Source organism: Klebsiella sp. SYXHC3, assembly GCF_057196925.1.
On the sequence record NZ_JBXUNG010000001.1, the window covers coordinates 1,355,128 to 1,381,779 of the forward strand.

23 protein-coding genes are annotated in these 26,652 nt (G+C 56.0%); 4 read left to right on the forward strand and 19 right to left on the reverse strand.

The window, feature by feature from the left end; translation table 11 throughout:
• Position 1: 1 nt before the first annotated feature.
• The 13 genes from nuoM to AC2CGP_RS06620 form a co-directional block, all read right to left on the reverse strand.
• Positions 2–1,531, reverse strand: coding sequence for an NADH-quinone oxidoreductase subunit M (gene nuoM, locus AC2CGP_RS06560; protein WP_015365593.1), 1,530 nt, complete (start codon positions 1,529–1,531; stop codon positions 2–4).
• A 169-nt stretch (positions 1,532–1,700) separates the two neighbouring features.
• Positions 1,701–3,542, reverse strand: coding sequence for an NADH-quinone oxidoreductase subunit L (gene nuoL, locus AC2CGP_RS06565; RefSeq protein ID WP_032706101.1), 1,842 nt, complete (start codon positions 3,540–3,542; stop codon positions 1,701–1,703).
• A complete protein-coding gene (gene nuoK / locus AC2CGP_RS06570; RefSeq protein ID WP_004865088.1) occupies positions 3,539–3,841 on the reverse strand; it encodes an NADH-quinone oxidoreductase subunit NuoK in 303 nt (100 codons plus the stop codon). The genes nuoL and nuoK overlap by 4 nt, the downstream gene beginning before the upstream one ends.
• Complete coding sequence (nuoJ, locus tag AC2CGP_RS06575) at positions 3,838–4,392, reverse strand: NADH-quinone oxidoreductase subunit J (RefSeq protein WP_015365591.1); 555 nt, start codon at positions 4,390–4,392, stop codon at positions 3,838–3,840. The genes nuoK and nuoJ overlap by 4 nt, the downstream gene beginning before the upstream one ends.
• Positions 4,393–4,403: 11 nt before the next feature.
• Positions 4,404–4,946, reverse strand: a complete 543-nt coding sequence (nuoI, locus tag AC2CGP_RS06580) for an NADH-quinone oxidoreductase subunit NuoI (protein WP_015365590.1) — start codon at positions 4,944–4,946, stop codon at positions 4,404–4,406.
• A 14-nt stretch (positions 4,947–4,960) separates the two neighbouring features.
• The gene (gene nuoH, locus AC2CGP_RS06585) at positions 4,961–5,938 is read right to left on the reverse strand and encodes an NADH-quinone oxidoreductase subunit NuoH (protein ID WP_139397477.1); all 978 of its coding nucleotides are present in this window, start codon (positions 5,936–5,938) and stop codon (positions 4,961–4,963) included.
• Complete coding sequence (gene nuoG / locus AC2CGP_RS06590; protein ID WP_171824516.1) at positions 5,935–8,661, reverse strand: NADH-quinone oxidoreductase subunit NuoG; 2,727 nt, start codon at positions 8,659–8,661, stop codon at positions 5,935–5,937. Before nuoG ends, nuoH begins: the two co-directional genes overlap by 4 nt.
• Before the next feature lie 32 nt (positions 8,662–8,693).
• Positions 8,694–10,031 carry an NADH-quinone oxidoreductase subunit NuoF gene (nuoF, locus tag AC2CGP_RS06595; RefSeq protein ID WP_015365587.1) on the reverse strand — a complete coding sequence of 446 codons (1,338 nt, stop codon included), beginning with the start codon at positions 10,029–10,031 and terminating at the stop codon, positions 8,694–8,696.
• Positions 10,028–10,528 carry an NADH-quinone oxidoreductase subunit NuoE gene (nuoE, locus tag AC2CGP_RS06600; RefSeq protein ID WP_015365586.1) on the reverse strand — a complete coding sequence of 167 codons (501 nt, stop codon included), beginning with the start codon at positions 10,526–10,528 and terminating at the stop codon, positions 10,028–10,030. The genes nuoF and nuoE overlap by 4 nt, the downstream gene beginning before the upstream one ends.
• Before the next feature lie 2 nt (positions 10,529–10,530).
• Positions 10,531–12,339 carry an NADH-quinone oxidoreductase subunit C/D gene (gene nuoC, locus AC2CGP_RS06605; RefSeq protein WP_015365585.1) on the reverse strand — a complete coding sequence of 603 codons (1,809 nt, stop codon included), beginning with the start codon at positions 12,337–12,339 and terminating at the stop codon, positions 10,531–10,533.
• Between the two features lie 88 nt (positions 12,340–12,427).
• A complete protein-coding gene (nuoB, locus tag AC2CGP_RS06610) occupies positions 12,428–13,102 on the reverse strand; it encodes an NADH-quinone oxidoreductase subunit NuoB (RefSeq protein ID WP_002913178.1) in 675 nt (224 codons plus the stop codon).
• Between the two features lie 15 nt (positions 13,103–13,117).
• Positions 13,118–13,564 carry an NADH-quinone oxidoreductase subunit NuoA gene (gene nuoA, locus AC2CGP_RS06615; RefSeq protein WP_002913181.1) on the reverse strand — a complete coding sequence of 149 codons (447 nt, stop codon included), beginning with the start codon at positions 13,562–13,564 and terminating at the stop codon, positions 13,118–13,120.
• A 652-nt stretch (positions 13,565–14,216) separates the two neighbouring features.
• Positions 14,217–15,143, reverse strand: coding sequence for a LysR substrate-binding domain-containing protein (locus AC2CGP_RS06620; RefSeq protein ID WP_475702469.1), 927 nt, complete (start codon positions 15,141–15,143; stop codon positions 14,217–14,219).
• Between the two features lie 882 nt (positions 15,144–16,025).
• Between AC2CGP_RS06620 and alaA the strand changes: the two genes are divergently transcribed.
• Both alaA and yfbR read left to right on the forward strand, forming a co-directional pair.
• A complete protein-coding gene (alaA, locus tag AC2CGP_RS06625; protein ID WP_015365583.1) occupies positions 16,026–17,243 on the forward strand; it encodes an alanine transaminase AlaA in 1,218 nt (405 codons plus the stop codon).
• 81 nt (positions 17,244–17,324) lie between these two features.
• Positions 17,325–17,924: a 5'-deoxynucleotidase gene (yfbR, locus tag AC2CGP_RS06630; RefSeq protein WP_045412328.1), complete on the forward strand. Its 600-nt coding sequence runs from the start codon at positions 17,325–17,327 to the stop codon at positions 17,922–17,924.
• Positions 17,925–17,961: 37 nt separating this feature from the next.
• Here yfbR and AC2CGP_RS06635 read toward each other — a convergent pair whose 3' ends face one another.
• The 4 genes from AC2CGP_RS06635 to yfbV all read right to left on the reverse strand — a co-directional run bounded on the left by AC2CGP_RS06635 (position 17,962) and on the right by yfbV (position 21,577).
• Complete coding sequence (locus tag AC2CGP_RS06635; protein ID WP_015365581.1) at positions 17,962–19,794, reverse strand: SLC13 family permease; 1,833 nt, start codon at positions 19,792–19,794, stop codon at positions 17,962–17,964.
• Between the two features lie 76 nt (positions 19,795–19,870).
• On the reverse strand, positions 19,871–20,530 hold the full coding sequence (locus tag AC2CGP_RS06640; protein ID WP_047043353.1) for a sugar phosphatase: 660 nt from the start codon (positions 20,528–20,530) through the stop codon (positions 19,871–19,873).
• An 11-nt stretch (positions 20,531–20,541) separates the two neighbouring features.
• Positions 20,542–21,036 (reverse strand): YfbU family protein, encoded by a 495-nt coding sequence (locus AC2CGP_RS06645; RefSeq protein WP_015365579.1) that lies wholly within the window; start codon positions 21,034–21,036, stop codon positions 20,542–20,544.
• Between the two features lie 85 nt (positions 21,037–21,121).
• Positions 21,122–21,577, reverse strand: coding sequence for a terminus macrodomain insulation protein YfbV (yfbV, locus tag AC2CGP_RS06650; RefSeq protein ID WP_015365578.1), 456 nt, complete (start codon positions 21,575–21,577; stop codon positions 21,122–21,124).
• Positions 21,578–21,915: 338 nt separating this feature from the next.
• Here yfbV and ackA point away from each other — a divergent pair, with 338 nt between their 5' ends.
• A complete protein-coding gene (gene ackA, locus AC2CGP_RS06655) occupies positions 21,916–23,118 on the forward strand; it encodes an acetate kinase (protein ID WP_015365576.1) in 1,203 nt (400 codons plus the stop codon).
• A gap of 119 nt (positions 23,119–23,237) precedes the next feature.
• Positions 23,238–25,385, forward strand: a complete 2,148-nt coding sequence (pta, locus tag AC2CGP_RS06660; RefSeq protein WP_026612251.1) for a phosphate acetyltransferase — start codon at positions 23,238–23,240, stop codon at positions 25,383–25,385.
• 67 nt (positions 25,386–25,452) lie between these two features.
• On the opposite strand, the gene yfcD is transcribed toward pta, so the two are convergent.
• Both yfcD and yfcE read right to left on the reverse strand, forming a co-directional pair.
• Positions 25,453–26,010: an NUDIX hydrolase YfcD gene (gene yfcD / locus AC2CGP_RS06665; protein WP_015365574.1), complete on the reverse strand. Its 558-nt coding sequence runs from the start codon at positions 26,008–26,010 to the stop codon at positions 25,453–25,455.
• A 56-nt stretch (positions 26,011–26,066) separates the two neighbouring features.
• The gene (yfcE, locus tag AC2CGP_RS06670) at positions 26,067–26,618 is read right to left on the reverse strand and encodes a phosphodiesterase (RefSeq protein ID WP_015365573.1); all 552 of its coding nucleotides are present in this window, start codon (positions 26,616–26,618) and stop codon (positions 26,067–26,069) included.
• Between the last annotated feature and the right edge of the window lie 34 nt (positions 26,619–26,652).

The following is a 26,652-nucleotide window of genomic DNA, read 5'->3' on the forward strand; positions in this document are numbered from 1 at the left end:
ATTACGGCCTTGTAGTAGAAACAGAATTAACAAACCACTGCTGAATGTTGCTCATCGCAGCATGCGAGGTGTCGAGAATCGGCTGCGGGAAGAAGCCCAACAGCACCAGCAGCACCACCAGCAGCAGGATGATAGACAGTTCACGCAGGGACATCCCCGGCAGCTCTTTCGTCGCGATTTCGCTTTTCGCCTTACCGAAGTAGGCGCGATGCAGCATCGACAGCGAGTAAACGGAAGCGAATACCAGACCAAAGGTCGAGATAACGGTAATCACCGGCACCACTTTATAGCTGCCGAACAGAATCATAAATTCGCCGACAAAGTTACCGGTGCCCGGCATCCCCAGGGTGGCGACAGCGAAGAACATCGACATCGCCGGCAGCCATTTAATTTTGCTCCACAAGCCGCCCATCTGGCGCATATCGCGGGTGTGCAGACGTTCGTACAGCTGGCCGCACAGAATGAACAGACCCGCCGCGGACAGACCGTGGGCAATCATCTGAATCACCGCCCCTTGATAAGCCAGCTGGCTACCGGTGTAGATAGCAATCAGCACGAAGCCCATGTGGGAAACGGAGGTGTAAGCAATCAGACGTTTGATATCGGTCTGGGCGAAGGCCATCCACGCGCCGTAGAAGATACCGATCACGCCCAGCCACATGGCGATTGGCGCAAACTCGGCGGAAGCGTTCGGGAACAGCGGCAGCGCAAAGCGCAGCAGACCGTAGGCCGCGGTTTTCAGCAAGATGCCCGCGAGGTCGACGGAACCGGCCGTCGGCGCCTGGGAGTGGGCGTCCGGTAGCCAGCCGTGCAGCGGTACTACCGGCATTTTCACCGCGAAGGCGATGAAGAAGCCGAGCATTAGCATGTATTCCACGCCGTGAGACATCGGAGTTTTCAGCAGCTCTTCATAGTTGAAGGTCCACACGCCGGTGGCGTTGAAGTGGACGAATGCCAGCGCCAGAATGGCGATCAGCATCACCAGACCGCTCGCCTGGGTATAGATGAAGAACTTGGTGGCCGCCGTGATACGCGTTTTACCGTCAGAGGCTTTGTGCCCCCACAGCGCGATCAGGAAGTACATCGGCACCAACATCATTTCCCAGAAGAAGAAGAACAGGAACATGTCGATGGCGAGGAATACCCCGATGACGCCGCCCAGGATCCACATCAGGTTGAGGTGGAAGAAGCCCTGGTACTTTTCGATTTCGCGCCAGGAACAGAGCACCGCCAACACGCCGAGCAGGCCGGTCAGCACCACCATCAGCAGCGACAGACCGTCAATCGCCAGATGGATGCTAATGCCGAAACGTGGGATCCACGGCAGCACGAATTCCGACTGCCACTGCGGAATCCCCGCGGATTGCGTCAGAGAATAGCCGCCCTGCATCCACAGCTGCAGGCCAAGCACCAGCGTCAGTCCCATGGTAATCAGCGCGATCCAGCGCGGCAGTTTCACGCCAAAGCGTTCAGTCTGCCAGCACAGGAAGCCGCCAATAAAGGGGATTAATATTAGCCAGGGTAATAACATGGCGATTTTTATTCCTTGTTAAAGTCCCGTTCAGGACCGATTTTCAACGAATTCGACTACATTCACGTTTGAGGGCGGTTTGTTGTGTCGGGTGGCGCTTCGCTTACCCGACCTACGGTTTCGTAGGCCCGGTAAGCGAAGCGCCACCGGGCAAAACCGCGCGCTCAAATCAACGCAGTACCATCAGCAGAGCCAGCACCACCACCGCGCCAATGCTCATTGAAGCCACATACCAGCGCAGATAGCCGTTCTCGCTCACCAGCAGACCTTTGCCTGCGAAGCGGGACAGAATCGCCGGGATATTCATCAACGAGTTCAGCGGATCGCTCTTCAGCAGCCAGGCAATGCCGAGGAATGGTTTGACGAACACTTTGTCGTATAACCAGTCGAAGCCCCAGGCATGGAACCACCAGGTGCCGAAGAAGCGGCCAGGCGCGCTGTTGGCGATGGAAGTCACCAGCGTACGTTTGCCCAGCCACAGCCATGCGGCGATCAGGATGCCGGCGATAGCGATAATCCCGGAGGTGATTTCCAGCGTCATCACGCTACCGTGAGCGAGCTCAGTGGTCTGCGGCAGTACGCCTTCCAGCGGCGGCACAATCAGCGCGCCAACGAAGGTGGACAGAATCAGCAGCACAATCAGCGGCAGGTGGTGGGTAATCCCCTTCCCTGCGTGCGCGTGAATTTGCTCTTTACCGTGGAACACGATGAAAATCATACGGAAGGTATACAGCGAGGTCATAAAGGCGCCGACCAGGCCCGCTACCATCAGATTGATATGACCGTTGGCCATCGCGCCAGCCAGAATCTCATCCTTACTGAAGAAGCCTGCGGTGATAAGCGGCAGAGCGGACAGCGCCGCGCCCCCCACCAGGAAGCAGACATAAACCAGCGGAATGGATTTGCGCAGGCCGCCCATCTTGAAGATGTTCTGTTCATGATGGCAGGCGAGGATCACCGAACCGGACGACAGGAACAGCAGCGCTTTAAAGAACGCGTGCGTCATCAGGTGGAAGATCGCTGCGTCCCATGCCTGCACGCCCAGCGCGAGGAACATGTAGCCAATCTGGCTCATGGTCGAGTAAGCCAGCACACGTTTGATGTCGGTCTGCACCAGCGCGGCGAAGCCCGCCAGCACCAGCGTGATTGCGCCAACGATACCGACCAGATGCAGCACTTCCGGCGTCATCAGGAACAGGCCGTGGGTACGGGCAATCAGGTACACGCCCGCGGTCACCATGGTAGCCGCGTGGATCAGCGCAGAGACCGGCGTTGGGCCCGCCATCGCATCGGCAAGCCACGTTTGCAGCGGCAACTGAGCGGATTTACCGACCGCGCCGCCGAGCAGCATCAGCGTCGCCCACTGCAGCGTGGTGCTGCCGTTTGCGAAGTGCTGCGGCGCCAGCTCAACCATTTCACGGAAGTTCAGGGTGCCCAATTCGTTATAAAGAATGAACAGCGCGAAGGCGAGGAACACGTCGCCGACGCGGGTGACTACGAACGCTTTCATCGCCGCGGCGTTGTTCTTCGGATCGGTGTAATAGAAGCCGATCAGCAGGTACGAACAGAGACCCACGCCTTCCCAACCCAGGTACATCAACAGCAGGTTATCGGCCAGCACCAGAACGACCATGCTGGCGATAAACAGGTTGGTGTAAGCGAAGAAGCGAGAGTAGCCCTCTTCGCCGCGCATGTACCAGGAGGCAAACATGTGGATCAGGAAGCCGACGCCGGTTACCACGGAGAGCATGGTCAGAGACAGGCCATCCAGCACCAGATTGAAGCCGATGTTGAAATCACCGACCGACATCCAGTTCCACAGCGGTACGCTGACCGCCTGTTTGCCGTTAGCGAAAAAGTCGACGCCGACGTACGCCGTCACCAGCGCCGCCAGGCCTACCGAGCCCATCCCAACGGTGGCGGAAAGATTTTCCGACCAGCGTCCGCGGGAGAAGGCCAGCAGCACAAAGCCAATCAATGGCAGAAGAATGGTTAAGGCAAGCATGTTCATCCACGCAACTCACTTACTGAATCGATGTTCAGGTTCTGGCGGCGACGATGGAGCTGCAGCAGCAGCGCCAGACCGATACTCGCTTCCGCAGCCGCGAGGCTGATGGCGAGGATATACATAATCTGACCATCAGTCTGGCCCCAGTAGCTTCCCGCGACCACGAATGCCAGCGCGGCGGCGTTAATCATGATTTCCAGGCTAATCAGCATAAATAGCAGATTGCGGCGGATCACAAGACCAGTCAGGCCGAGCACAAACAGGATGGCGGCGAGGATCAGTCCATGTGTTAAGGGGATCATGCGTGTTCCTCCGTTTTTCTTTTGTCGCTGTCATTCACGCGGTTGCTCAGCACCTCACCGGCGCGCTCTTCGCGGCCAATGTGGAAGGCGACAACCAGGCCCGCCAGCAGCAGCATGGAGGCCAGCTCCACCGCCAGGACGTACGGCCCAAACAGCGCAATACCCACTTCTTTGGCGTTGATCGCCGCGCCGTCGATACCCTGGTCATTAATGCCCAGGATGGCGTAAACGATAACTACCAGCAGCACCGCGGAAAGGATGGCCGGGCCAATCCAGATCCCCGGCTGCAGCCATTTGCGTTCCTGTTCGATCTCGGTGCCGCCCAGGTTGAGCATCATCACCACGAACACGAACAGCACCATAATGGCCCCGGCGTAAACGATGATTTCCAGCGCACCGGCGAAGTAAGCGCCCAGCGAGAAAAACACCCCGGCAATCGCTAACAGCGAAATGATCAGGTACAGCAGCGCGTGCACCGGATTGGTGTGGGTGACGACCCGCAAGGTTGCGAGGATGGCTATCAGGCCACAGATATAAAAAGCGAATTCCATTGCCCCTCTCCTTACGGTAACAGGCTCTTGACGTCGATTGGCTTAGCTTCGTTTTCCGCTTCGCCCTTATCTTTGCCGTCGATTGCCATACCCGCCATCCGGTAGAAGTTATATTCCGGGTATTTGCCCGGACCGGAAATCAGCAGATCCTCTTTTTCGTACACCAGATCCTGACGTTTGTATTCGCCCAGTTCGAAGTCCGGGGTCAACTGAATCGCCGTGGTCGGGCACGCTTCTTCGCACAGGCCGCAGAAAATGCAGCGTGAGAAGTTGATGCGGAAGAACTCCGGGTACCAGCGGCCATCTTTGGTCTCTGCTTTCTGCAGAGAAATACAGCCAACCGGGCAGGCTACCGCACACAGGTTACAGGCAACGCAGCGCTCTTCACCGTCCGGATCGCGCGTCAGCACGATACGGCCACGATAGCGCGGCGGCAGATATACCGGCTCTTCCGGGTACATCTGAGTTTCACGTTTGGCGAAGGCGTGCATCCCGATCATGCAAATACTGCGGACCTGGGTGCCGAACCCTACCAATAATTCTTTTAAGGTCATGTTCAATTCACCCCTTATTGCGCCTGCCAGAGAATGACAGCCGCCGTTACCAACAAGTTGACCAGCGTTAACGGCAGGCATACCTTCCAGCCAAAGGACATTACCTGGTCATAACGCGGACGCGGTAATGATGCGCGGATCAAAATGAACATCATCATGAAGAACGCGGTTTTCAGCGCGAACCAGATGAAAGGCGGTAACCACGGGCCATTCCAGCCGCCGAAGAACAGCGTAACGATCAGCGCTGAAACGGTGACAATCCCGATGTATTCGCCGACGAAGAACAGACCGAATTTCATACCGGAATATTCAATGTGGTAACCATCGGCCAGTTCCTGCTCCGCTTCCGGCTGGTCGAACGGGTGACGGTGACACACCGCCACGCCGGCGATGGCGAAAGTGACGAAGCCAAAGAACTGCGGGATGACGTTCCACAGATGCGCCTGGTTGTTGACGATATCGGTCATGTTGAATGACCCCGCCTGCGCCACCACGCCCATCAGGGAGAGACCGAGGAACACTTCGTAGCTCAGCGTTTGCGCAGAAGCACGCATCGCCCCCAGCAGCGAGTATTTGTTGTTGCTCGACCAACCGGCGAACAGGACCGCGTAAACCGCCAGGCCTGCCATCATCAGGAAGAACAGAATACCGATGTTCAGGTCGGCGACCACCCACGACGGGCTAACCGGCACGATAGCAAAAGCCAGCAGCAGCGAAGTAAAGGCGATAACCGGCGCCAGAGTAAAGATCACGCGATCGGAGAAGCGCGGGATCCAGTCCTCTTTGAAGAACATCTTGATCATGTCGGCGACCAGCTGCAGCGAACCGCCCCAGCCCACGCGGTTAGGTCCGTAGCGGTTCTGGAACAGGCCGAGCAGACGACGCTCGCCGAAGCTCATGAACGCGCCGCAGGTGACGACCACCAGCAGAATGACCACGGCCTTCAGGATGCTTAACAAAATGTCGATAAGATCCGGCGTTAACCAATTCATGCTTGCGCCTCCTGCAGTGAATCAATACGCGCCCCGGCCAGTACCGGCGCGATGCCTGGCATGCCCATCGGTAAGCCAACCTGTCCCGCGGCCAGCCCTTCAGAAATAACCAGCGGCAGACTCAGCGTCTGGCCTTCAACGCTGAAGGAAACCATCGCCCCGGCATTGACGCCAAGCTTTGCGGCATCCGCCGGGTTCAGCTTGATGTACGGCTCAGGCATCCGGCTCTGGAACACCGGAGAACGCTGCGACAGCTCATCGCTGCCAAACAGGTGGTAGTAAGGCGCGATACGCCATTTGCCCTCTTCCGCGTGGAAGCTGGCCGGAATCGCCGTGAAGTACTCCAGCCCGCTGGCGGAAGCTTCAATCAGACGCACGCCCGGATCGCCGTGGCGCAGTTTACCGCCCACTTCATCCTGGAATTTGTTCCATGCCTGCGGGGAGTTCCAGCCCGGCGCCCACGCAAACGGAATTTGCGAACGCGGCGCGGACGGCTGGTTGTTCCCTTCCATCGAGAAGGCGAACATGGTGTCTTTATCCTGCGGTTGGCGCGGTTCGTGCACGCTGATGTTGGCGCGCATCGCCGTGCGGCCGCTATAGCGGTGCGGTTCACGCGCCAGCTTCTGACCGCGAATGCGGAAGGTCGCATCCGGCGCGGCATCTTTAATGCCCGCCAGCTGCGGCAGCGCCGCAATCGCCGCATCGATGACGTGGTCCAGCTGCGTCCAGTCAACCTGACGGTTGTTGACGGTGCTGTGCAGCGAATGCAGCCAGCGCCAGCTTTCCAGCATCACGGTTTTCGCGTCGTAGTAAGCCGGATCGTAAACCTGGAAGAAACGCTGGGCGCGGCCTTCGTTGTTCACCACGGTACCGTCGCTTTCCGCAAAGCTTGCCGCGGAGAGCACCAGGTGAGCTTTGTCCATAATCGCGGTGCGCTGATGATCAACCACCATCACCAGCGGCGCTTTCGCCAGCGCAGCGTCGACGCGCGCGGCGGAAGCATGACGGTGCAGGTCGTTTTCCAGCACGATAACCGCATCTGCGGCACCGCTTTCCAGTTCGTCCAGCGCCTCTTCAAGCGAGCCGCCGCCGATCATGCCCAGGCCAACGCTGTTCACCGCGCGGGCGACCATAGTCACGCCAACATCGGCGCCGCGGCCTTTCAACGCTTTCGCCACGTTGGCGGCAGCCTGAATGATTTCCATGCTGCCGGCGTTAGTGCCGGAGATAATCAGCGGTTTTTTCGCCCCGGCCAGCGCCTGAACGATCACATCAACTTTACCCTGCAGGTCATGGCTCAGGCCATCAACCGCCGGCGCGCTGTTGTCCAGCGCATGGGCGATAGCAAAGCCCAGACGCGCCTGATCTTCCACCGGCGCGCGATAGGTCCACGCCGCGATGTCATCGAGGCGAGTGTCGTCGATATTAGTGACGAATAACGGATGCTTGGCGCGCTGTCCGATGTTGAGAATCGCCGCAATCTGCCAGTCGGCCACTTTCTGCGCCGCCGCCATTTCGCGTGCTTTCCCTTTCACCGCCTGGCGTACCGCCAGGGCAACGCGCGCACCGGTCTGGGTAATATCTTCGCCCAGCACCAGCACCGCATCGTAGGATTCGATATCGCGCAGCGTCGGGGTATGGATCCCGCCTTCACGCAGCACTTTGAGCATCATCTGCAGGCGCGCTTGTTCGCCTTTAGCGATGCCGGTATAGAAGTTTTCGCTACCGACCAGCTCACGCAGCGCGAAGTTGCTTTCAATGCTGGCGCGCGGAGAACCGATACCAATGACTTTCTTCGACTGACGCAGGATATCCGCCGCCCCCTGCATCGCCTGTTCGGCGTTGAGGGCGATCAGATCGTCGCCGCGGCGCTGAACCGGCTGACGCGGACGATCTTTGAGGTTTACGTAGCCATAGCCGAAACGACCGCGGTCGCAGAGGAAGTAGCGGTTAACGGTGCCGTTATAACGGTTTTCGATACGACGCAGCTCGCCATAGCGTTCGCCAGGGCTGATGTTACAGCCAATGGAACACTGCTGGCAGATGCTCGGCGCAAACTGCATGTCCCACTTACGGTTGTAACGCTCGGAGTGCGTTTTATCGGTGAAGACGCCGGTCGGGCAGACTTCAACCAGGTTACCGGAGAATTCGCTTTCCAGCGTGCCATCTTCCGGGCGGCCGAAGTAGACGTTGTCATGAGCGCCATAAACGCCCAGATCGGTGCCGTCGGCATAATCTTTATAGTAGCGAACGCAGCGGTAGCAGGCGATGCAGCGGTTCATTTCGTGAGAAATAAATGGCCCCAAATCCTGGTTGCGGTGGGTACGCTTGGTGAAACGATAGCGGCGGAAGCTATGGCCGGTCATGACCGTCATATCCTGCAGGTGGCAGTTACCCCCCTCTTCGCAGACCGGGCAGTCGTGCGGGTGGTTGGTCATCAGCCACTCCACCACGCTTTCGCGGAACTGCTTCGCTTCGCCGTCGTCAATAGAAATAAAGGTGCCGTCAGATGCCGGAGTCATACAGGACATCACCAGGCGACCACGCGTGTCTTCCGCGTTCTGATATTGCTTCACCGCACACTGGCGGCAAGCACCGACGCTCCCTAGCGCCGGGTGCCAGCAAAAGTATGGAATATCAAGACCAAGAGAGAGACAAGCCTCTAGCAGGTTGTCCGCTCCGTTGACCTCGTATTCTTTGCCGTCTACATGAATCGTAGCCATTTGCGTGCTTCCAAAAATAAAAAACCTTTAGATTACCAGCGCGTCTTAAGCAGGTTCGGCTGAATACCGTTAATTGCATGGGTATTGCTGAACTGCTGCTTAATGCCAGCCTCGAATTCTTCGCGGAAATATTTGATAGCGCTCTGCAGCGGTTCAACCGCGCCCGGCGCGTGCGCGCAGAAGGTTTTACCCGGCCCGAGGAATCGACACAGTTGCTCAAGAGTTTCGATATCGCCAGGCTGGCCTTCGCCGCGCTCCAGGGCGCGCAGGATCTTCACGCTCCACGGCAGGCCGTCGCGGCAAGGCGTACACCAGCCGCAGGATTCGCGGGCAAAAAATTCTTCGAGGTTGCGCACCAGCGGAACCATGCCGATCTCGTGGTCGACGGCCATCGCCAGCGCGGTGCCCAGACGGCTACCTGCTTTACCAATGCTTTCAAACTCCATCGGCAAATCGAGGTGCGCTTCGGTCAGGAAGTCGGTACCGGCGCCGCCCGGCTGCCAGGCTTTAAACTTCAGGCCATCGCGCATGCCGCCGGCGTAATCTTCGAGGATCTCGCGCGCGGTAGTACCGAACGGCAGCTCCCAGACGCCCGGATTCTTCACGCGCCCGGAGAAGCCCATCAGCTTGGTGCCGGCATCTTTGCTGGTTGAAATATTCTGGTACCACTCCACGCCGTTGGCGAGGATGGCAGGGACGTTGCACAGGGTTTCAACGTTGTTGACGCAGGTCGGTTTGCCCCACACGCCGGAGCTCGCCGGGAACGGCGGCTTGGAGCGCGGGTTCGCGCGACGGCCTTCCAGCGAGTTGATAAGCGCCGTCTCTTCACCGCAGATATAGCGCCCTGCCCCGGTGTGCACGAACAGCTCGAAGTCAAAACCGGTACCGAGGATATTTTTCCCCAACAGGCCCGCTTCGGTAGCTTCGGCAATCGCACGACGCAGATGCTGCGCCGCTTCGATATATTCGCCGCGCAGGAAGATGTAACCACGGTAGGCCTTCAGCGCAAAAGCGGAGATCAGCATGCCTTCCACCAGCAGGTGCGGCAGCTGTTCCATCAGCAGACGGTCTTTATAGGTACCTGGTTCCATTTCATCGGCATTACACAGCAGGTAACGGATGTTCATGGACTCGTCTTTCGGCATCAGGCTCCACTTCAGACCGGTGGAAAAGCCCGCGCCGCCGCGCCCTTTCAGGCCGGCGTCTTTTACTGCATTGACGATTTCATCCGGCGCCATGCCGCTTAAGGCCTTGCGCGCCCCTTCATAACCGTTTTTGCTGCGATACTCGTCCAGCCACACCGGCTGCTTGTCATCGCGCAGACGCCAGGTTAATGGATGCGTTTCGGCAGTACGAATAATGGTTTTCATTTATACCGCTCCAGGAGGTCAGGAATCGCTTCCGGCGTCAGATAACTGTGCGTGTCGTCATCAATCATCATGGTCGGCCCCTTGTCGCAGTTGCCAAGGCAACAGGTCGGCAGCAGCGTGAAGCGGCCATCAAAGGTGGTTTGACCCGGTTTGATGTCCAGCTTTTTCTCGATAGCCGACTGGATCCCCTGGAAACCGGTGATATGGCACACCACGCTGTCGCAGTAGCGGATCACGTGACGGCCAACCGGCTGGCGGAAGATCTGGCTGTAGAATGTCGCCACGCCTTCGACGTCGCTTGCCGGGATCCCCAGCACATCGGCGATCGCGTAGATCGCGCCATCCGGCACCCAGCCGCGCTGTTTTTGAACAATTTTCAGCGCTTCGATGGACGCCGCACGCGGGTCTTCGTAGTGGTGCTTTTCGTGCTCAATAGCCTCACGCTCTGCCGCACTCAGCTCAAAAGCCTCGGTTTGTGGTTGTTGATTCTCGTGCATAATTAGCGGTCCACGTCTGACATAACAAAATCGATACTACCCAGATAGACGATAAGGTCGGATACCAGGCTGCCGCGGATCGCCGCCGGGATCTGCTGCAGGTGCGCATAGCTCGGGGTACGAATACGGGTACGGTAGCTCATGGTGCTGCCGTCGCTGGTCAGGTAGTAACTGTTAATCCCCTTCGTCGCTTCAACCATCTGGAAGGATTCGTTGGCCGGCATCACCGGGCCCCAGGAAACCTGCAGGAAGTGCGTAATCAGGGTCTCAATGTGCTGCAGCGTGCGCTCTTTCGGCGGCGGCGTAGTCAGCGGGTGATCCGCTTTGAACGGGCCTTCCGGCATATTATCGAGGCACTGCTGGAGAATGCGCAGGCTCTGGCGCAGCTCTTCCACTTTCAGCATCACGCGGGTGTAGCAGTCGGAAACGCCGCCGCCGGTCGGGATTTCAAAGTCGAAGTTTTCGTAGCCAGAATAAGGACGCCATTTACGCACGTCGAAGCCGATACCGGTCGCGCGCAGACCTGCGCCAGTGGTGCCCCACTCCAGCGCTTCTTTTGCGGTGTAGGCGGCAACGCCTTTGGAACGGCCAATCAGAATGGTGTTGCGCAGCGCGGCTTTCTCATAGGAATCCAGGCGCTTCGGCATCCACTCAAGGAATTCACGCAGCAGGCGATCCCAGCCGCGCGGCAGGTCGTGGGCGACGCCGCCGATGCGGAACCATGCCGGGTGCATACGGAAACCGGTGATGGCTTCGACCAGATCGTAGATTTTCTGACGGTCGGTAAAGGCGAAGAAGACCGGGGTCATCGCGCCGACGTCCTGAATAAAGGTCGAGATATACAGCAGGTGGCTGTTGATGCGGAACAGTTCGGACAGCATCACGCGGATCACGTTCACGCGATCCGGCACGGTGATCCCGGCCAGTTTTTCCACCGCCAGCACGTACGGCATCTCATTGACGCAGCCGCCGAGGTATTCGATACGGTCGGTGTACGGGATGTAGCTGTGCCAGGACTGGCGTTCGCCCATCTTCTCCGCGCCGCGGTGGTGGTAGCCGATGTCCGGCACGCAGTCGACGATCTCTTCGCCATCCAACTGCAGAATAATACGGAATGCGCCGTGAGCGGACGGGTGGTTCGGGCCGAGGTTGAGGAACATAAAGTCCTCGTTTTCGGTGCCGCGCTTCATGCCCCACTCTTCCGGCTTGAAGGTTAACGCTTCCATTTCCAGATCCTGCTTGGCTTTAGTCAGCTCAAACGGATCGAATTCGGTGGCGCGCGCCGGATAGTCTTTACGCAGCGGGTGGCCTTCCCAGGTCGGCGGCATCATGATGCGGCGCAGATTCGGGTGACCGTCGAAGGTCACGCCAAACATTTCCCAGGTTTCACGCTCATACCAGTTGGCGTTAGGGAACAGTTTGGTGAAGGTCGGCAGATGCAGATCGTTTTCAGACAACGCCACCTTGAGCATGATATCGCGGTTGCGGTCTACTGAGATCAGGTGGTAGAAAACGGAAAAATCCGCGGCTGGCAAGCCATCGCGGTGCGTACGTAAACGTTCGTCCATGCCGTGCAGGTCAAACAGCATCACGTAAGGTTTCGGCAATCTCTTCAGGAAATCACCCACCTCAAGCAGCTGTTCGCGCTTCACCCACACCACCGGAACGCCGGTACGGGTAGGCTGAACGGTAAAGGCATCCGGCCCAAAACGGTTGCGCAGTTCGCCGATCACCGGGTCATCAAGGTGATCGCGGGTTTGCCAGGCTGGTGCGGCGTCATGCGCGGTTAAATCAGTCATATTGTTCACCATTGCAAAAGGTCCGTGGTGACTGCCGGGCGAGGCTTCGCTGCTTTTGTAGATTGATTTGCGAAGTCTGGTTCCCGCCCGCAGGCGCAAGTTAAATCTCGTCCGGAGTCCGCAGATTGGTCACCGCAATTCGTTCGCCGCGTTTACGCTCGCGCTCGGATTGCATGTTGGCGCGATAGACGCCCTGATCGCCAACCACCCATGAGAGAGGACGGCGCTCTTTACCAATGGATTCCTGCAGCAGCATCAGCGCCTGCATATAAGCTTCCGGACGCGGCGGACAGCCCGGGATGTAAACATCCACCGGAATAAACTTGTCCACGCCCTGGACGACGGAGTAGATATCGTACATCCCGCCGGAGTTAGCGCATGCGCCCATAGAGATAACCCACTTCGGCTCCAGCATCTGATCGTACAGGCGCTGAATAACCGGGGCCATTTTGGTGAAGCAGGTACCGGCGACCACCATCAGGTCGGCCTGACGCGGAGAGGCACGCAGTACTTCCGCGCCAAAACGCGCAACGTCATGCACCGCAGTGAATGACGTCACCATTTCTACATAGCAGCAAGACAGGCCGAAGTTGTACGGCCAAATCGAGTTCTTACGGCCCCAGTTCACCATGTCATGCAGCGCGTGTTCGAGTTTCCCCATATACACGCTTTTATTGACTTCTTGCTCCAGGGGGTCAGTTACGATCTCCTGTTTTTGCAGGGGGTAACGGTCGTTCTCACCGTTAGGATCTATGCGGGTGAGCGTATAATCCATCTTATTGCCTCGCTTTTACTGCATATGACGGTTAGTGGGACTGTCTGTTTCCGGGTTAACCAGCGTGCGACGGGAACGCGCAGGCGTCCAGTCCAGTGCGCCGATGCGAACGAGGTAAACCAGACCAGCCAGTAGCACTAAAATGAAAATTGCGGCTTCCACAAAGCCAACCCAGCCGCTTTCGCGAATGGATGTTGACCATGCGTAGAGATACAGGGCTTCCACGTCGAAGATAACGAAGAACATGGCGACCAGATAAAACTTCGCAGAAAGACGTAAGCGGGCCGAACCAACGGAGTCGATCCCCGATTCAAACGGCGTGTTTTTGCTACGCGCGCGCGCGCGACCGCCGAGGTACCAGCCGCCGACGAGCATCAGGCAGCACAGACCGATAGCGATGATGAGAAATATAGCGAATGCCCAATGATGAGCGATGACTTCAGTGGATGTTGACATACGCATTGCTTAACCAAAAAAGTGTAGCGCCAAAACCCTCTGCTCTTGATGGCAGATGAACGCCACAGCGTTTCACGGGAGGAATAAAAAAATGACCTTGCAAAAAAGCGTCCCTGGTTGATGAGGAAGCCCAAATGCCGTGGCTTTTTACCCCTTTCTTTAACCTTTTGTCAACTTTAACAAAAGTTTTAACTACATTAATTTACATTGGAATATTTTCATTAACATTAAATGCCCTTTGTTGCGTAATAACCTTGCATATCATTCGGATTTAGTGTTGTTGAATCGTGTCCGTTTTAGACGTAAATCAATTTCGCCAATCTATTTTGACAGGATTTGGCCGCGATTCCTCCCCCCAAGTAGGGGTATTTTCTTGATCTGTGACACGCTTTTGTTAATTACATCTGGAAAACGGCAACAATCCGTCCGGTTTTTTAACATTAGCAGGAAGTATTGAAACTGCAGCTAAAAACAGGGAAACAATAGCCGCTTTCAAGCTAACTGATTGATTCATAGATCAATAAATTATTAAACTGCTTAAAATCCTTGTAAAATATAAAAAAAAAGAGCCACTGACCTCATTTTGTCGATCGGCGGCTCTTTTTTACACTTACATTTTGTTACCGGATTATTGTGATCGATATATGATAATTCGGCTTTATGAAACCAGAGAACTGTCTCCCCCTTCCGGGGTATACAGCGTTTCCGTGTTCCACGGATTATGGTCCTGGCTCAGCGACTGAAAAATCGCCTGCGCCAGTTCGTTTTCCCGCTGCGGATTGCAGCTCAGCACATAGTGGGTATCAGGCAAGCCCGGTAGGCCATCGCTTTTACCCGGTACCCGTAACTCCGGACTCATCATTTCTACCGGACGTGCGGTGACGCCAAGGCCCGCTTTCACCGCCGCTTTCACCCCAGCTAAAGAACTGGCGGCATACGCCAAATGCCAGGGAACCTGCGCGGCATTCAGCGCGGAGATGATATCTTCGCGAAACGGCCCGGACTCTTCGAGCAGCACCAGCGGAACGGATTCACCCTGCGCCAGTACGTAATCCGCGGCGCAGTACCACAGCGTCGGCGAGGTACGCAGCGTCAGGACGTCAAATTCGCCGGTTTGATGCGTTGTTAATGCCAGGTCGATCTCGCCGCTGCCCAACTTCGCGACGATATCGGCGTAATTCAGGACCTTTATTTCCAGCGTCAGTTTGGGATAGAAGCTGCCGATTCGGTTGAGCAGGTAAGGCAGGATGGTATCCGCCGTTTCATCGGAAGCGCCGATAGTCAGCGTCCCCTGCAGGCTGCCAAACATCAGCGACATGCAGGCCTCATCATTAAAGCGCAGTATTTTGCGCGCGTAGCTGAGCAGTTGGATCCCCTGCTCGGTCAGTAATTTATTGCGCCCATGACGGGCGAAAAGCTCTTTGCCTACCAGTTGCTCCAGGCGCTGCATCTGCTGACTGACGGCGGACTGGGTACGACATACCGCGGCAGCGGCCGCCGCGAAGGTGCTCAGATCGGCGACAGCGACGAAGGTCCGCAGCAGATCGAGATCGAGATTCAGTATCGGACGATTTGCATTTATCATATTTCTTCACTTACAGGCGCTAATGCTGGCCTGCCTTGTTGATGCTGTATCCAGGTTTCCGGCTATTCCATGAGCCTCGTGCCGAGCGGACAAATTCCGCGGAGGACAACTGGAAGAACGTCATTGCATGTGAAAGCACTCGTTCGCGACAAATGTGCGAAAAATTTGAGTAATATTTTGTTCGTAGCTCTACGCATTTTTAATTACTGAGACTTAGGTTATGTGATGAATCTCAAACAAAGTCTGCAATAACAGATGTCGTTACGCCAGGAAGCCCGACACGCATAACAACGCCTGCTGAACACAAACAAAAAAGCCTGCAATAACAATATATTAATAAAATCACGCCGTTAAACAGAGGTTTACACGTCGATATTAACTGTCTTATCCTAACCGAAAACCACAATATTTATAAGCGCTAATCAGTATTATCTAAGGTAATTTTAAACTTTTTTGCAGCACTATAATTAAATTAACAAAAGCCGAAATAATCCATGCAACCAAATATACCTGATTCATTCATTGGCATGTTTTATTAAAAAAAATTAACATAGTTGCTACAGTCGCCATCGCCCTCTTTTTATTAGCATAGTGTCTTTTAGCGGTTAAAATTCCGGCAAACCGCTTTTTCCTTCAGCAACAAACCGGATAAACATCCATGTAATCACCTAATACGCGCAACATAAAACCATTCAAAAACCCATACCAGGCACATTATATAAAGAATAAGCCATTACACAGATAAATTCATTACTCTAAAAAAATACTAATAGCAAAATCTTCTCCTGTTAACCCTTCAAAACAGCGGGGATGCGGAGTACATTGTTCCGTGCTGACTTCCACGGCAGGGAGTGGCGATAACAGCTAAAAGGTCAAAGGTTCATGTCCCCTATCGAAAAATCCAGCAAGTTAGAGAATGTCTGTTACGACATCCGCGGTCCGGTTCTCAAAGAAGCAAAACGCCTTGAAGAAGAAGGCAACAAAGTACTCAAGCTGAATATCGGCAACCCGGCGCCGTTCGGCTTCGATGCGCCTGACGAAATCCTCGTCGACGTTATCCGCAATCTGCCGACCGCCCAGGGCTACAGCGACTCAAAAGGTCTCTATTCCGCCCGTAAAGCGATTATGCAGCACTACCAGGCGCGCGGGATGCGCGATGTTACCGTGGAAGATATCTATATCGGTAACGGCGTGTCCGAGCTGATCGTCCAGGCCATGCAGGCGCTGCTCAACAGCGGCGACGAAATGCTGGTTCCGGCTCCGGACTACCCGCTGTGGACCGCTGCGGTCTCCCTTTCCAGCGGCAAAGCGGTGCACTATCTGTGCGACGAATCCTCAGACTGGTTCCCGGACCTCGACGATATCCGCGCCAAAATTACGCCACGCACCCGCGGGATCGTCATCATTAACCCGAATAACCCGACGGGCGCCGTTTATTCCAAAGAACTGTTGCAGGAGATCGTCGAGATCGCCCGTCAGCACAACCTGATTATTTTCGCCGACGAAATCTACGACAAGATCCTGTACGACGATGCCGAACACCATTCGATCGCCGCGCTGGCGCCGGATATGCTGACCGTCACCTTTAACGGACTGTCGAAGACCTATCGTGTCGCCGGTTTCCGCCAGGGCTGGATGGTGCTTAACGGGCCGAAAAAGCACGCCAAAGGCTATATCGAAGGGCTGGAAATGCTGGCCTCGATGCGCCTGTGCGCCAACGTCCCGGCGCAACACGCTATCCAAACCGCGCTGGGCGGCTATCAGAGCATTAGCGAATTTATCATTCCGGGCGGGCGTTTGTATGAGCAACGCAACCGCGCCTGGGAGTTAATCAACGAGATCCCAGGCGTCTCCTGCGTCAAGCCGAAAGGCGCGCTGTATATGTTCCCGAAAATCGACGCCAAACGCTTTAATATCCACGATGACCAGAAAATGGTGCTCGATTTCCTGCTGCAGGAGAAAGTGCTGTTGGTTCAGGGTACCGCCTTTAACTGGCCGTGGCCGGATCATGTGCGTATCGTCACCCTGCCGCGTGAAGATGACCTGGAAATGGCGATTTCCCGCTTTGGCCGTTTCCTCTCCGGCTATCATCAGCTTTAATCGCGCCGCCGCCGGTATTTGCATCCGGCGGCGATCCCTGCGCACAATGGAACCTGATGTTGTCACCGCTTAAGGGTTCCTATGAGTCAGAGTCATTTCTTTGCCCACCTCTCCCGCCTGAAACTAATTAACCGCTGGCCTTTGATGCGCAACGTGCGTACCGAAAACGTCTCCGAGCACAGTCTGCAGGTGGCGATGGTCGCCCATGCGCTGGCGGCAATAAAGAACCGCAAGTTTGCCGGCCAGGTCAACGCCGAACGCATTGCCCTGCTGGCGATGTATCACGATGCCTCCGAGGTCCTCACCGGCGATCTGCCCACGCCGGTGAAATACTTCAATTCGCAGATTGCCCAGGAATATAAGGCGATTGAGAAAATCGCTCAGCAAAAACTGGTCGATATGGTTCCCGATGAGCTGCGCGATATCTTTGAGCCCCTGATTGATGAGCACCATTACAGTGAAGAAGAGCAGTCGATTGTGAAGCAGGCCGACGCCCTGTGCGCCTATCTGAAATGTCTTGAAGAGCTTTCCGCCGGCAATAACGAATTCCTGCTGGCTAAAGGTCGGCTGGAAAAAACACTGGAGTCGCGCCGTAGCCCGGAGATGGATTACTTTATGCAGGTATTTGTCCCGAGCTTCCAGCTGTCGCTCGATGAAATCAGCCAGGATTCACCGCTTTAATTTTCAGGCCGGGCATCCCCTGCCCGGCCTGAATGAATTAAAACGGAAAGAGTACCGGGATCAGCAGCACGCAGACCACCATCACCAGTACGGTGAAGGGCACACCGATTTTGACAAAATCACTGAACGAATATTTACCGGGTCCGAGCACCAGCGTGTTAACCGGTGAAGAGACCGGGGTCATGAAAGCCGCCGAAGCCGCCATCGCCACTACCATGGCAAAAGGATATGGCGAGACTCCCATCGATTTCGCCGCCGCCAGAGCAATCGGCGCCATCAGCACCGCCGTCGCGGTGTTAGAGATAAACAGACCAATCGCCGCACACATCACAAACAGGCAACCCAGCATCAAATAGGGGCCTTTACTCCCGGCGACGTCCATTAACCCCTGCACCACCAAATCCACGCCGCCGGTTTTCTGCAATGCCAGGGCGAACGGCATCATCCCCACAATCAAAATGATGCTCGGCCAGTGAATCGCCTTATAGGCGCTCTCGGCGTTGATGCAGCGAAACTTGCCCATCAACAGGCAGGCGATGATGGCAGCGATAGGGTTGGGGATTTCATCGGTAAGCATCAGCGCTACCATCAACACCAGGCAGAATATGGCGTGCGGCGCCTGACTGTGCGCTGGCGAAGCATCGTTGACCTCTACCGGCATATTCAGCACCACAAAATCGCGGCCACGTTTCGCCAACATGGCTATCTGCCGCCAGTTGCCGACCACCAGCATAATATCGCCTAACTGGAGAGGTTCATCGACTACCGCCCCGTCGAGCGCTTTACCATCGCGCTTCAGGCCAACGATATTCAGGCCAAAACGGGTACGAAAAGCCATCTCGCGCACCGTTTTACCGATAAGCTCTGAATCAGGGATTAACGAGACTTCAGCCATGCCGACGTCAAGCGCCTGATCGGCAAAGTATTCGCCACGCAGCACCATCGGCTCAAGCATCTGTTCGCCGCAAAACTGCCGCAGATCGACGTCGGAGGCTGACATATCGATCAGCAACACGTCACGGGCGCGAAACTCCGATACCCCGTTAACGTTGACAATCACCCGGCGAAAACGCCGCCAGCGTTCGACGCCGATAACGTTGGCGCAGTAGCGTTCACGCAGCTTTAAATCATCAAGCCGCTGGCCGATCATCGGCGAGCCCGGACGAATCGCCAGCCGGCGCGCCCTGCCGGTAAGGCGGTACTCTTTGATTAAATCACGAAAGGTGCTTTTCTTGCGCACATCGCGAGCGGCGCTGTCATCTTCGCTCTTCAGCATAAAGCGCATCACCAGCATATAGACGATACCCAGCACCAGCACCACCAGGCCAATCGGGGTCACGCTGAAGAAGCTGAATCCATGCAATCCTTCGCGCAGCAGTTCACTGTTGACCACCAGGTTCGGCGGCGTCGCCACCAGGGTCATCATGCCGCTAATCAGCCCGGCGAAGCTCAGCGGCATCATCAACCGCGATGGCGAGGTATTCATACGCAGCGAAACGCTGAGCACCACCGGAATAAATATCGCCACGACGCCGGTTGAGCTCATAAACGCGCCCAGCCCGGCAACGGTGAGCATCAGGTAGACCAGCATTTTGGTTTCGCTATTACCGGCAACCTTGACCAGCCAGGAGCCCATTTTAGTCGCCACGCCGGTGCGCACCAGGCCATCGCCAATGATAAATAACGCAGCAATGAGAATGACGTTCGGATCGCTAAAGCCGGAGAAGGCTTCGCTGAGGGTTAACGTACCGCTAAGCACAAACGCCACAATGATCATCAGCGCGATGGCATCCATGCGCACCTTGCCGGTTGCAAACAAGACAACCGCGATGGCCAGTAGCGATAACACCCAAATCAATTCACCGTTCACAACTTATCCTTGTCTGAAGAGGGAGCCGAAATTGTGGCACAAAAAAGCCCCGGCGACGCGGGGCTAAGTCATGAGATTATGCTTTAAGATTCACCTGAACATTGCCGTCCGCCTGCCGTTCAATGCGCAAACTTTCGAGAGTCGTCAGCACCAGATCGGCTTCATCAAGACGCGGCGCATCCGCCGGAACGTTGACGGCGATGGTGCGGCATCCGGCAGCCAGCCCGGAAAGCAGCCCCGCCGGCGCATCTTCAACCACAGCACACTGTTGCGCCGGTATCCCCAGCAGTTCAGCGCCGAGCAGATAAGCATCCGGCGCCGGTTTCCCCTTCTTCACCTGCTCGGCGGTAACGAACACTTTCGGCATCGGCAGACCTGCCGCGCGGTGGCGGGCGTGAGCAACCGGAATGGAACCCGAAGTCACGATAGCCCACGGGATCCCCGCTTCATTAAGCGTATTCAGCAAGCTTAACGCGCCCGGCAGTGCGACAATGCCGTCGATATCGGTGGCTTCAATCTGCTCAAGGAAGCGGAACTCGGCCTGAATATCCTCTTCGCTGCGCCCCGGCATAAAATGGCGAATCGAAGTGATGGCCTGTTTACCGTGAATGAAACCGAGAATTTCATCATGCGGAATGCCGAAACGATCGCCCCATTTACACCATGAACGCTCGACAACCGGTAAAGAATCCACCAGCGTCCCGTCGAGATCGAACAGGAAACCTTTACACTGCACGGGCACCTCCATCAGGCATTAATAATTTGGTTAATTTCGTTACTACTCAAATGATACTGGCGCGGACAGGAGTGCCAGGCGGCCAGCATACGCTGGTATTTTTCCCACATCGGCGTCTGCGAGTTAAAGCCGTGAGTTCCTGCGTCGAAGTGGCTATAGCGCCCTTCTACATTGACCATAAAGCGCACATAGCCGAGATAACGGGCCTCGGTGGCGACATCAAAGCCAAGGAAGGTGACCCGGCGTTCATCAATACCGGACGCATCTTTGAGGTTGGTCCACGAGACGTGCAGCGCGTGGTACATCTCCATGATATCGATAATCGTCCGGCAGGTTTCTTCCGTCAGTTGGCCAAATTCGCGGTCCAGCTCGCGCATTTGCAGCCCATATCCACGCTCGATGATGGTCTGTAGACGGCGGTAACGTTCAGCGTTGTCCGGGTCGAGCATAGTCATCATCTTGTACTGATTGGACAAAATCAGACGCTGCGCATTGGTCATTTCCATTTTTGACTCCTGTAGCACTTACGGCGTGAAATAAAGAAGGCGCATAAATCATGCGCCTTCTTTTATATGCGTTTTCCGTATGGAATTACAAATCATCAAGGAAAGTTTTATCCAGTTGTTTGAAGGCGCGCTTAAGCGTGTCAGCCAGCGCCTGGTAATCCGGCTTGCCGTCAACCGGCGCTAACGCCTGACCGGCCTCTTGTAATTTGCCGCGCACTTCATAAAACCAGTTCAGTATTGATGGCGGTAATGGCGTGACGGAACGCTTGCCCAACCACCACAGCCCCTGCATCGGCAGGCTTAAGGCAAATAGCGCGGTGGCGACGGCCGGGCCGAGCTGGCCGCCGAGCGCTATCTGCCAGCACAGGGTGAAGACCGCAACCGGCGGCATGATGCGAATCGCGTAGCGGGTGGCGCGAATAATGCGGTTTTCGATAAACACCGGCGCCAGCCGCTTATCGAGGGGCCAGGTCTTCGCATAGTGCTGCCCGCGACGAAACAAGCTAAAAAAGCTAACGGGGCGATTCTCAGGGGTCGACATGGCTATACCTCAACTTTACATATAAAACTTAAAATTTTCGTGCAAAACACCAACTGTGCATGACAACGTTCAAAAGATTTTGGCAATGGGTGCGGCAATCAGGTATCCTGTGCCCACCTGAGAGGGCGGTTAGACCCTTTTACCAGGTTAGTCAAATTATCGCATATTCTGCTGCTGGCGGAAAATTATGCAAAATGACATAAAATCATATGTACTTCCCTCATCGTGCCAGAAAACAGAACAAGGCATGATGTTAATCATAAATGTCGATGTCATCCTGCGCTACGCTTTGTGACACACTGATGTTTTTTTAGCCACGTATCATAAAAGGTACTTCCATGTCGAGTAAGTTAGTACTGGTTCTGAACTGCGGTAGCTCTTCCCTGAAATTTGCTATCCTGGATGCCGTTAACGGTGACGAATATCTCTCCGGTTTAGCCGAATGTTTCCATCTTCCTGAAGCCCGTATCAAATGGAAAATGGACGGCGGCAAACACGAAGCTGAGTTAGGCGCAGGCGCCGCTCACAGTGAAGCGCTGAACTTTATCGTTAACACTATTCTGGCACAAAAACCAGAACTGTCAGCACAGCTGACCGCAATTGGCCATCGTATCGTTCACGGCGGTGAAAAATACACCAGTTCCGTTGTCATCGACGATTCCGTTATTCAGGGCATCAAAGACTCCGCTTCCTTCGCACCGCTGCACAACCCGGCGCACCTGATCGGTATCGCTGAAGCGCTGAAATCCTTCCCGCACCTGAAAGACAAGAACGTTGCCGTGTTCGACACCGCGTTCCATCAGACCATGCCGGAAGAGTCCTACCTGTATGCCCTGCCGTACAGCCTGTACAAAGAGCACGGCGTACGTCGTTACGGCGCGCACGGCACCAGCCACTACTATGTGACTCAGGAAGCCGCTAAGGTTCTGAACAAGCCGGTTGAAGAACTGAACATCATCACCTGCCACCTCGGCAACGGCGGTTCCGTTTCCGCTATCCGTAACGGTAAATGCGTTGATACCTCCATGGGTCTGACCCCGCTGGAAGGTCTGGTGATGGGTACTCGCTCTGGCGATATCGACCCGGCAATCATTTTCCACCTGCACGACGCGCTGGGTATGAGCGTAGATGCTATCAACAAAATGCTGACCAAAGAGTCCGGCCTGCTGGGTCTGACCGAAGTCACCAGCGACTGCCGCTACGTTGAAGACAACTACGCGGATAAAGCTGACGCTAAACGCGCAATGGACGTTTACTGCCACCGTCTGGCGAAATACATCGGTTCTTACACCGCGCTGATGGATGGCCGTCTGGACGCCGTTGTCTTCACCGGTGGTATCGGTGAAAACGCCGCGATGGTTCGTGAACTGTCCCTGGGTAAACTGGGCGTTCTGGGCTTCGAAGTTGATCACGAGCGTAACCTGGCTGCCCGTTTCGGCAAGTCTGGCTTCATCAACAAAGAAGGCACCCGCCCTGCCGTGGTTATCCCGACCAACGAAGAGCTGGTGATCGCTCAAGACGCACACCGTCTGACCGCTTAATTCCACACCGCCAGCGATAATCCTGACTGCTTCGAGTTGCCACTTGAAGTATGAACGGTAAGCTGGCGGTGCTGTTTTGTATCCCGCCTAAAACTGGCGGTAACGAAAGAGGATATATCGTGTCCCGTACTATCATGCTGATCCCTACCGGAACCAGCGTAGGCCTGACCAGCGTCAGCCTCGGTGTTATCCGCGCTATGGAACGCAAAGGCGTTCGCCTGAGCGTCTTTAAACCTATCGCCCAGCCGCGTTCCGGTGGCGATACTCCAGACCAGACTACCACCATCGTTCGCGCCAGCTCTTCAACGACGACTGCCGCTGAACCGATGAACATGAGCCACGTTGAGTCGCTGCTGTCCAGCAACCAGAAAGACGTGCTGATGGAAGAGATCATCGCCAACTACCATGCCAACACTCAGGATGCTGAAGTGGTGCTGGTTGAAGGCCTGGTCCCGACTCGTAAACACCAGTTCGCTCAGTCTCTGAACTACGAAATCGCAAAAACGCTTAACGCGGAAATCGTCTTCGTGATGTCTCAGGGCACCGATACCCCGGAACAGCTGAACGAGCGTATCGAACTGACTCGCAACAGCTTTGGCGGCGCGAAAAACACCAGCATCACTGGCGTTATCGTTAACAAACTGAATGCTCCGGTTGATGAACAAGGCCGTACACGCCCTGACCTGTCCGAAATCTTTGACGACTCGTCTAAAGCGAAAGTCGTGAAGATCGACCCGGCTCAACTGCAGAATGGCAGCCCGCTGCCGGTGCTGGGCGCGGTGCCATGGAGCTTCGACCTGATCGCCACGCGCGCTATCGACATGGCGCATCACCTGAATGCGACCGTGATCAACGAAGGCGACATCAATACTCGCCGCGTGAAGTCTGTAACCTTCTGCGCGCGCAGCATTCCGCACATGCTGGAACACTTCCGTCCGGGTTCTCTGCTGGTGACTTCCGCAGACCGTCCTGACGTACTGGTCGCTGCCTGCCTGGCGGCGATGAACGGCGTAGAAATCGGCGCTATCCTGCTGACCGGCGGCTATGAAATGGACGCGCGCATCAGCAAGCTGTGCGAACGCGCTTTCGCCACCGGCCTGCCGGTATTCATGGTTAACACCAACACCTGGCAGACCTCTCTGAGCCTGCAGAGCTTCAACCTGGAAGTACCGGTTGACGATCACGAGCGCATCGAGAAAGTTCAGGAATACGTTGCTAACTATATCAACGCCGACTGGATCGAATCGCTGACCGCGACCTCCGAGCGCAGCCGTCGTCTGTCTCCGCCAGCCTTCCGCTACCAGCTGACCGAGCTGGCGCGTAAAGCGGGCAAACGCGTCGTTCTGCCGGAAGGCGACGAACCGCGTACCGTCAAAGCGGCGGCCATCTGTGCCGAGCGCGGTATTGCAACCTGCGTGCTGCTGGGCAACCCGGATGAGATCAACCGCGTTGCGGCCTCTCAGGGCGTAGAGCTGGGCGCTGGTATTGAAATCGTCGATCCGGAAGTGGTTCGCGAAAGCTACGTGGCGCGTCTGGTCGAACTGCGTAAGAACAAAGGCATGACCGAAGCGGTTGCGCGCGAACAGCTGGAAGATAACGTGGTTCTCGGCACCCTGATGCTGGAACAAGACGAAGTCGACGGCCTGGTATCCGGCGCGGTTCACACCACCGCCAATACCATCCGTCCGCCGCTGCAGCTTATCAAAACGGCGCCGGGCAGCTCGCTGGTCTCTTCCGTATTCTTCATGCTGCTGCCGGAACAGGTTTACGTTTACGGCGACTGCGCGATCAACCCGGATCCGACCGCAGAACAGCTGGCGGAAATCGCGATTCAGTCCGCTGATTCCGCGATTGCCTTCGGTATCGAACCGCGCGTGGCGATGCTCTCCTACTCCACCGGCACCTCCGGCGCAGGTAGCGATGTAGAAAAAGTACGCGAAGCAACTCGTCTGGCGCAGGAAAAACGTCCTGACCTGATGATCGACGGTCCGCTGCAGTATGATGCCGCGGTAATGGCCGATGTTGCGAAGTCCAAAGCGCCAAACTCTCCGGTAGCTGGCCGCGCGACCGTGTTCATCTTCCCGGATCTGAACACCGGTAACACCACTTACAAAGCCGTACAGCGTTCCGCTGACCTGATCTCTATCGGGCCGATGCTGCAGGGTATGCGTAAGCCGGTAAACGACCTGTCCCGCGGCGCGTTGGTAGACGATATCGTCTACACCATCGCACTGACGGCGATTCAGTCTTCTCAGCAGCAGAAATAATCTCCCGCTGAGACAAGAAAGGCAGCCAAATGGCTGCCTTTCTTATGGCTCTAACGCGTAAAGGAAATTACGCTTCGTCTTCTTCCGGCTCGTCGCGATCGTGGCCGGTATTGCCCGCGTTACGGGTCATCCACAGCGCCAGCGCTTTCAGTGAATCGGCGGTGAACTCATCGCAGCGCGCGGTGATCTCTTCCGGCGTCAACCAGCATACCTCGCTGACCTCTTCTTCCTGCAGAGCGAACGGGCCATGAGAAACACAGCTAAACAGGCTTCCCCAGACGCGGCAGTGTTTATCTTCGTAGTAGAATTGGCCGTGATCGGCAAAAGGCACGCCCGCAATCCCCAGCTCTTCTTCCGCTTCGCGGCGCGCGGAGTCCAGCAGCTGTTCATCCGCCTGCACCACGCCGCCTGCGGTCGCATCCAGCATGCCCGGCATGAAATCTTTGCTCTCGGTACGGCGCTGTACCAGAATCTTGCCCATCCCATCATGAACCACAATATAGGTCGCGCGGTGGCGCAGACACTGCGCGCGCATTTGCTCGCGGCTGGACTGTGCTATCACTTCATTGTTTTCATTAACAATATCGACCCATTCTGTGCTTGCCAAATGCTTCTGTTCCGCCATCAGGAAACCTTACTTTTAAGCGCTCTCGCGGCGCGTCTTTACGATTGAGGGGTAAATTACGGGTAAATCGCGGCCTCTGCAATAACCTGATTATCATTGAGTGCGAAAACCTGCAGCCGATCATCTTCCAGCATGCCATAGCTGGCGGCAAAGCCGCCTTTCGGGATGCTCACAGAGCCAGGATTGAAGAGGAATACATCGCCGCGTTTCTCGGCAACCGGAATATGAGTATGACCATAAGCCAGTACATCGCCAGCGGCGAGCGGCGGCAAATTATCCGGACTATAGAGATGACCGTGGGTCAAAAACAGGCGGTAGCGTTCGCTAAGCACCTGCTGCCAGGGGGCAGTAATGGGGAAATGCAGCAGCATTTGATCGACTTCGCTATCACAGTTACCGCGGACGGCGATAATCCGCTGCGCAACGCTGTTCAGCCGCTCGGCGACCTGCGCCGGCGCATACCCTTCCGGCAGCGCGTTGCGCGGCCCGTGATTGAGCACATCGCCGAGGATAACCAGCCACTGCGCCCCGCTCTGCGCGAAGCGTTCCAGAACGCGTTCGGTCGCAGGCAGCGAGCCGTGAATATCGGATGCGAACATCAGTTTCATATCAACCCCTTACCAGACAATACGGTCTGTCTAT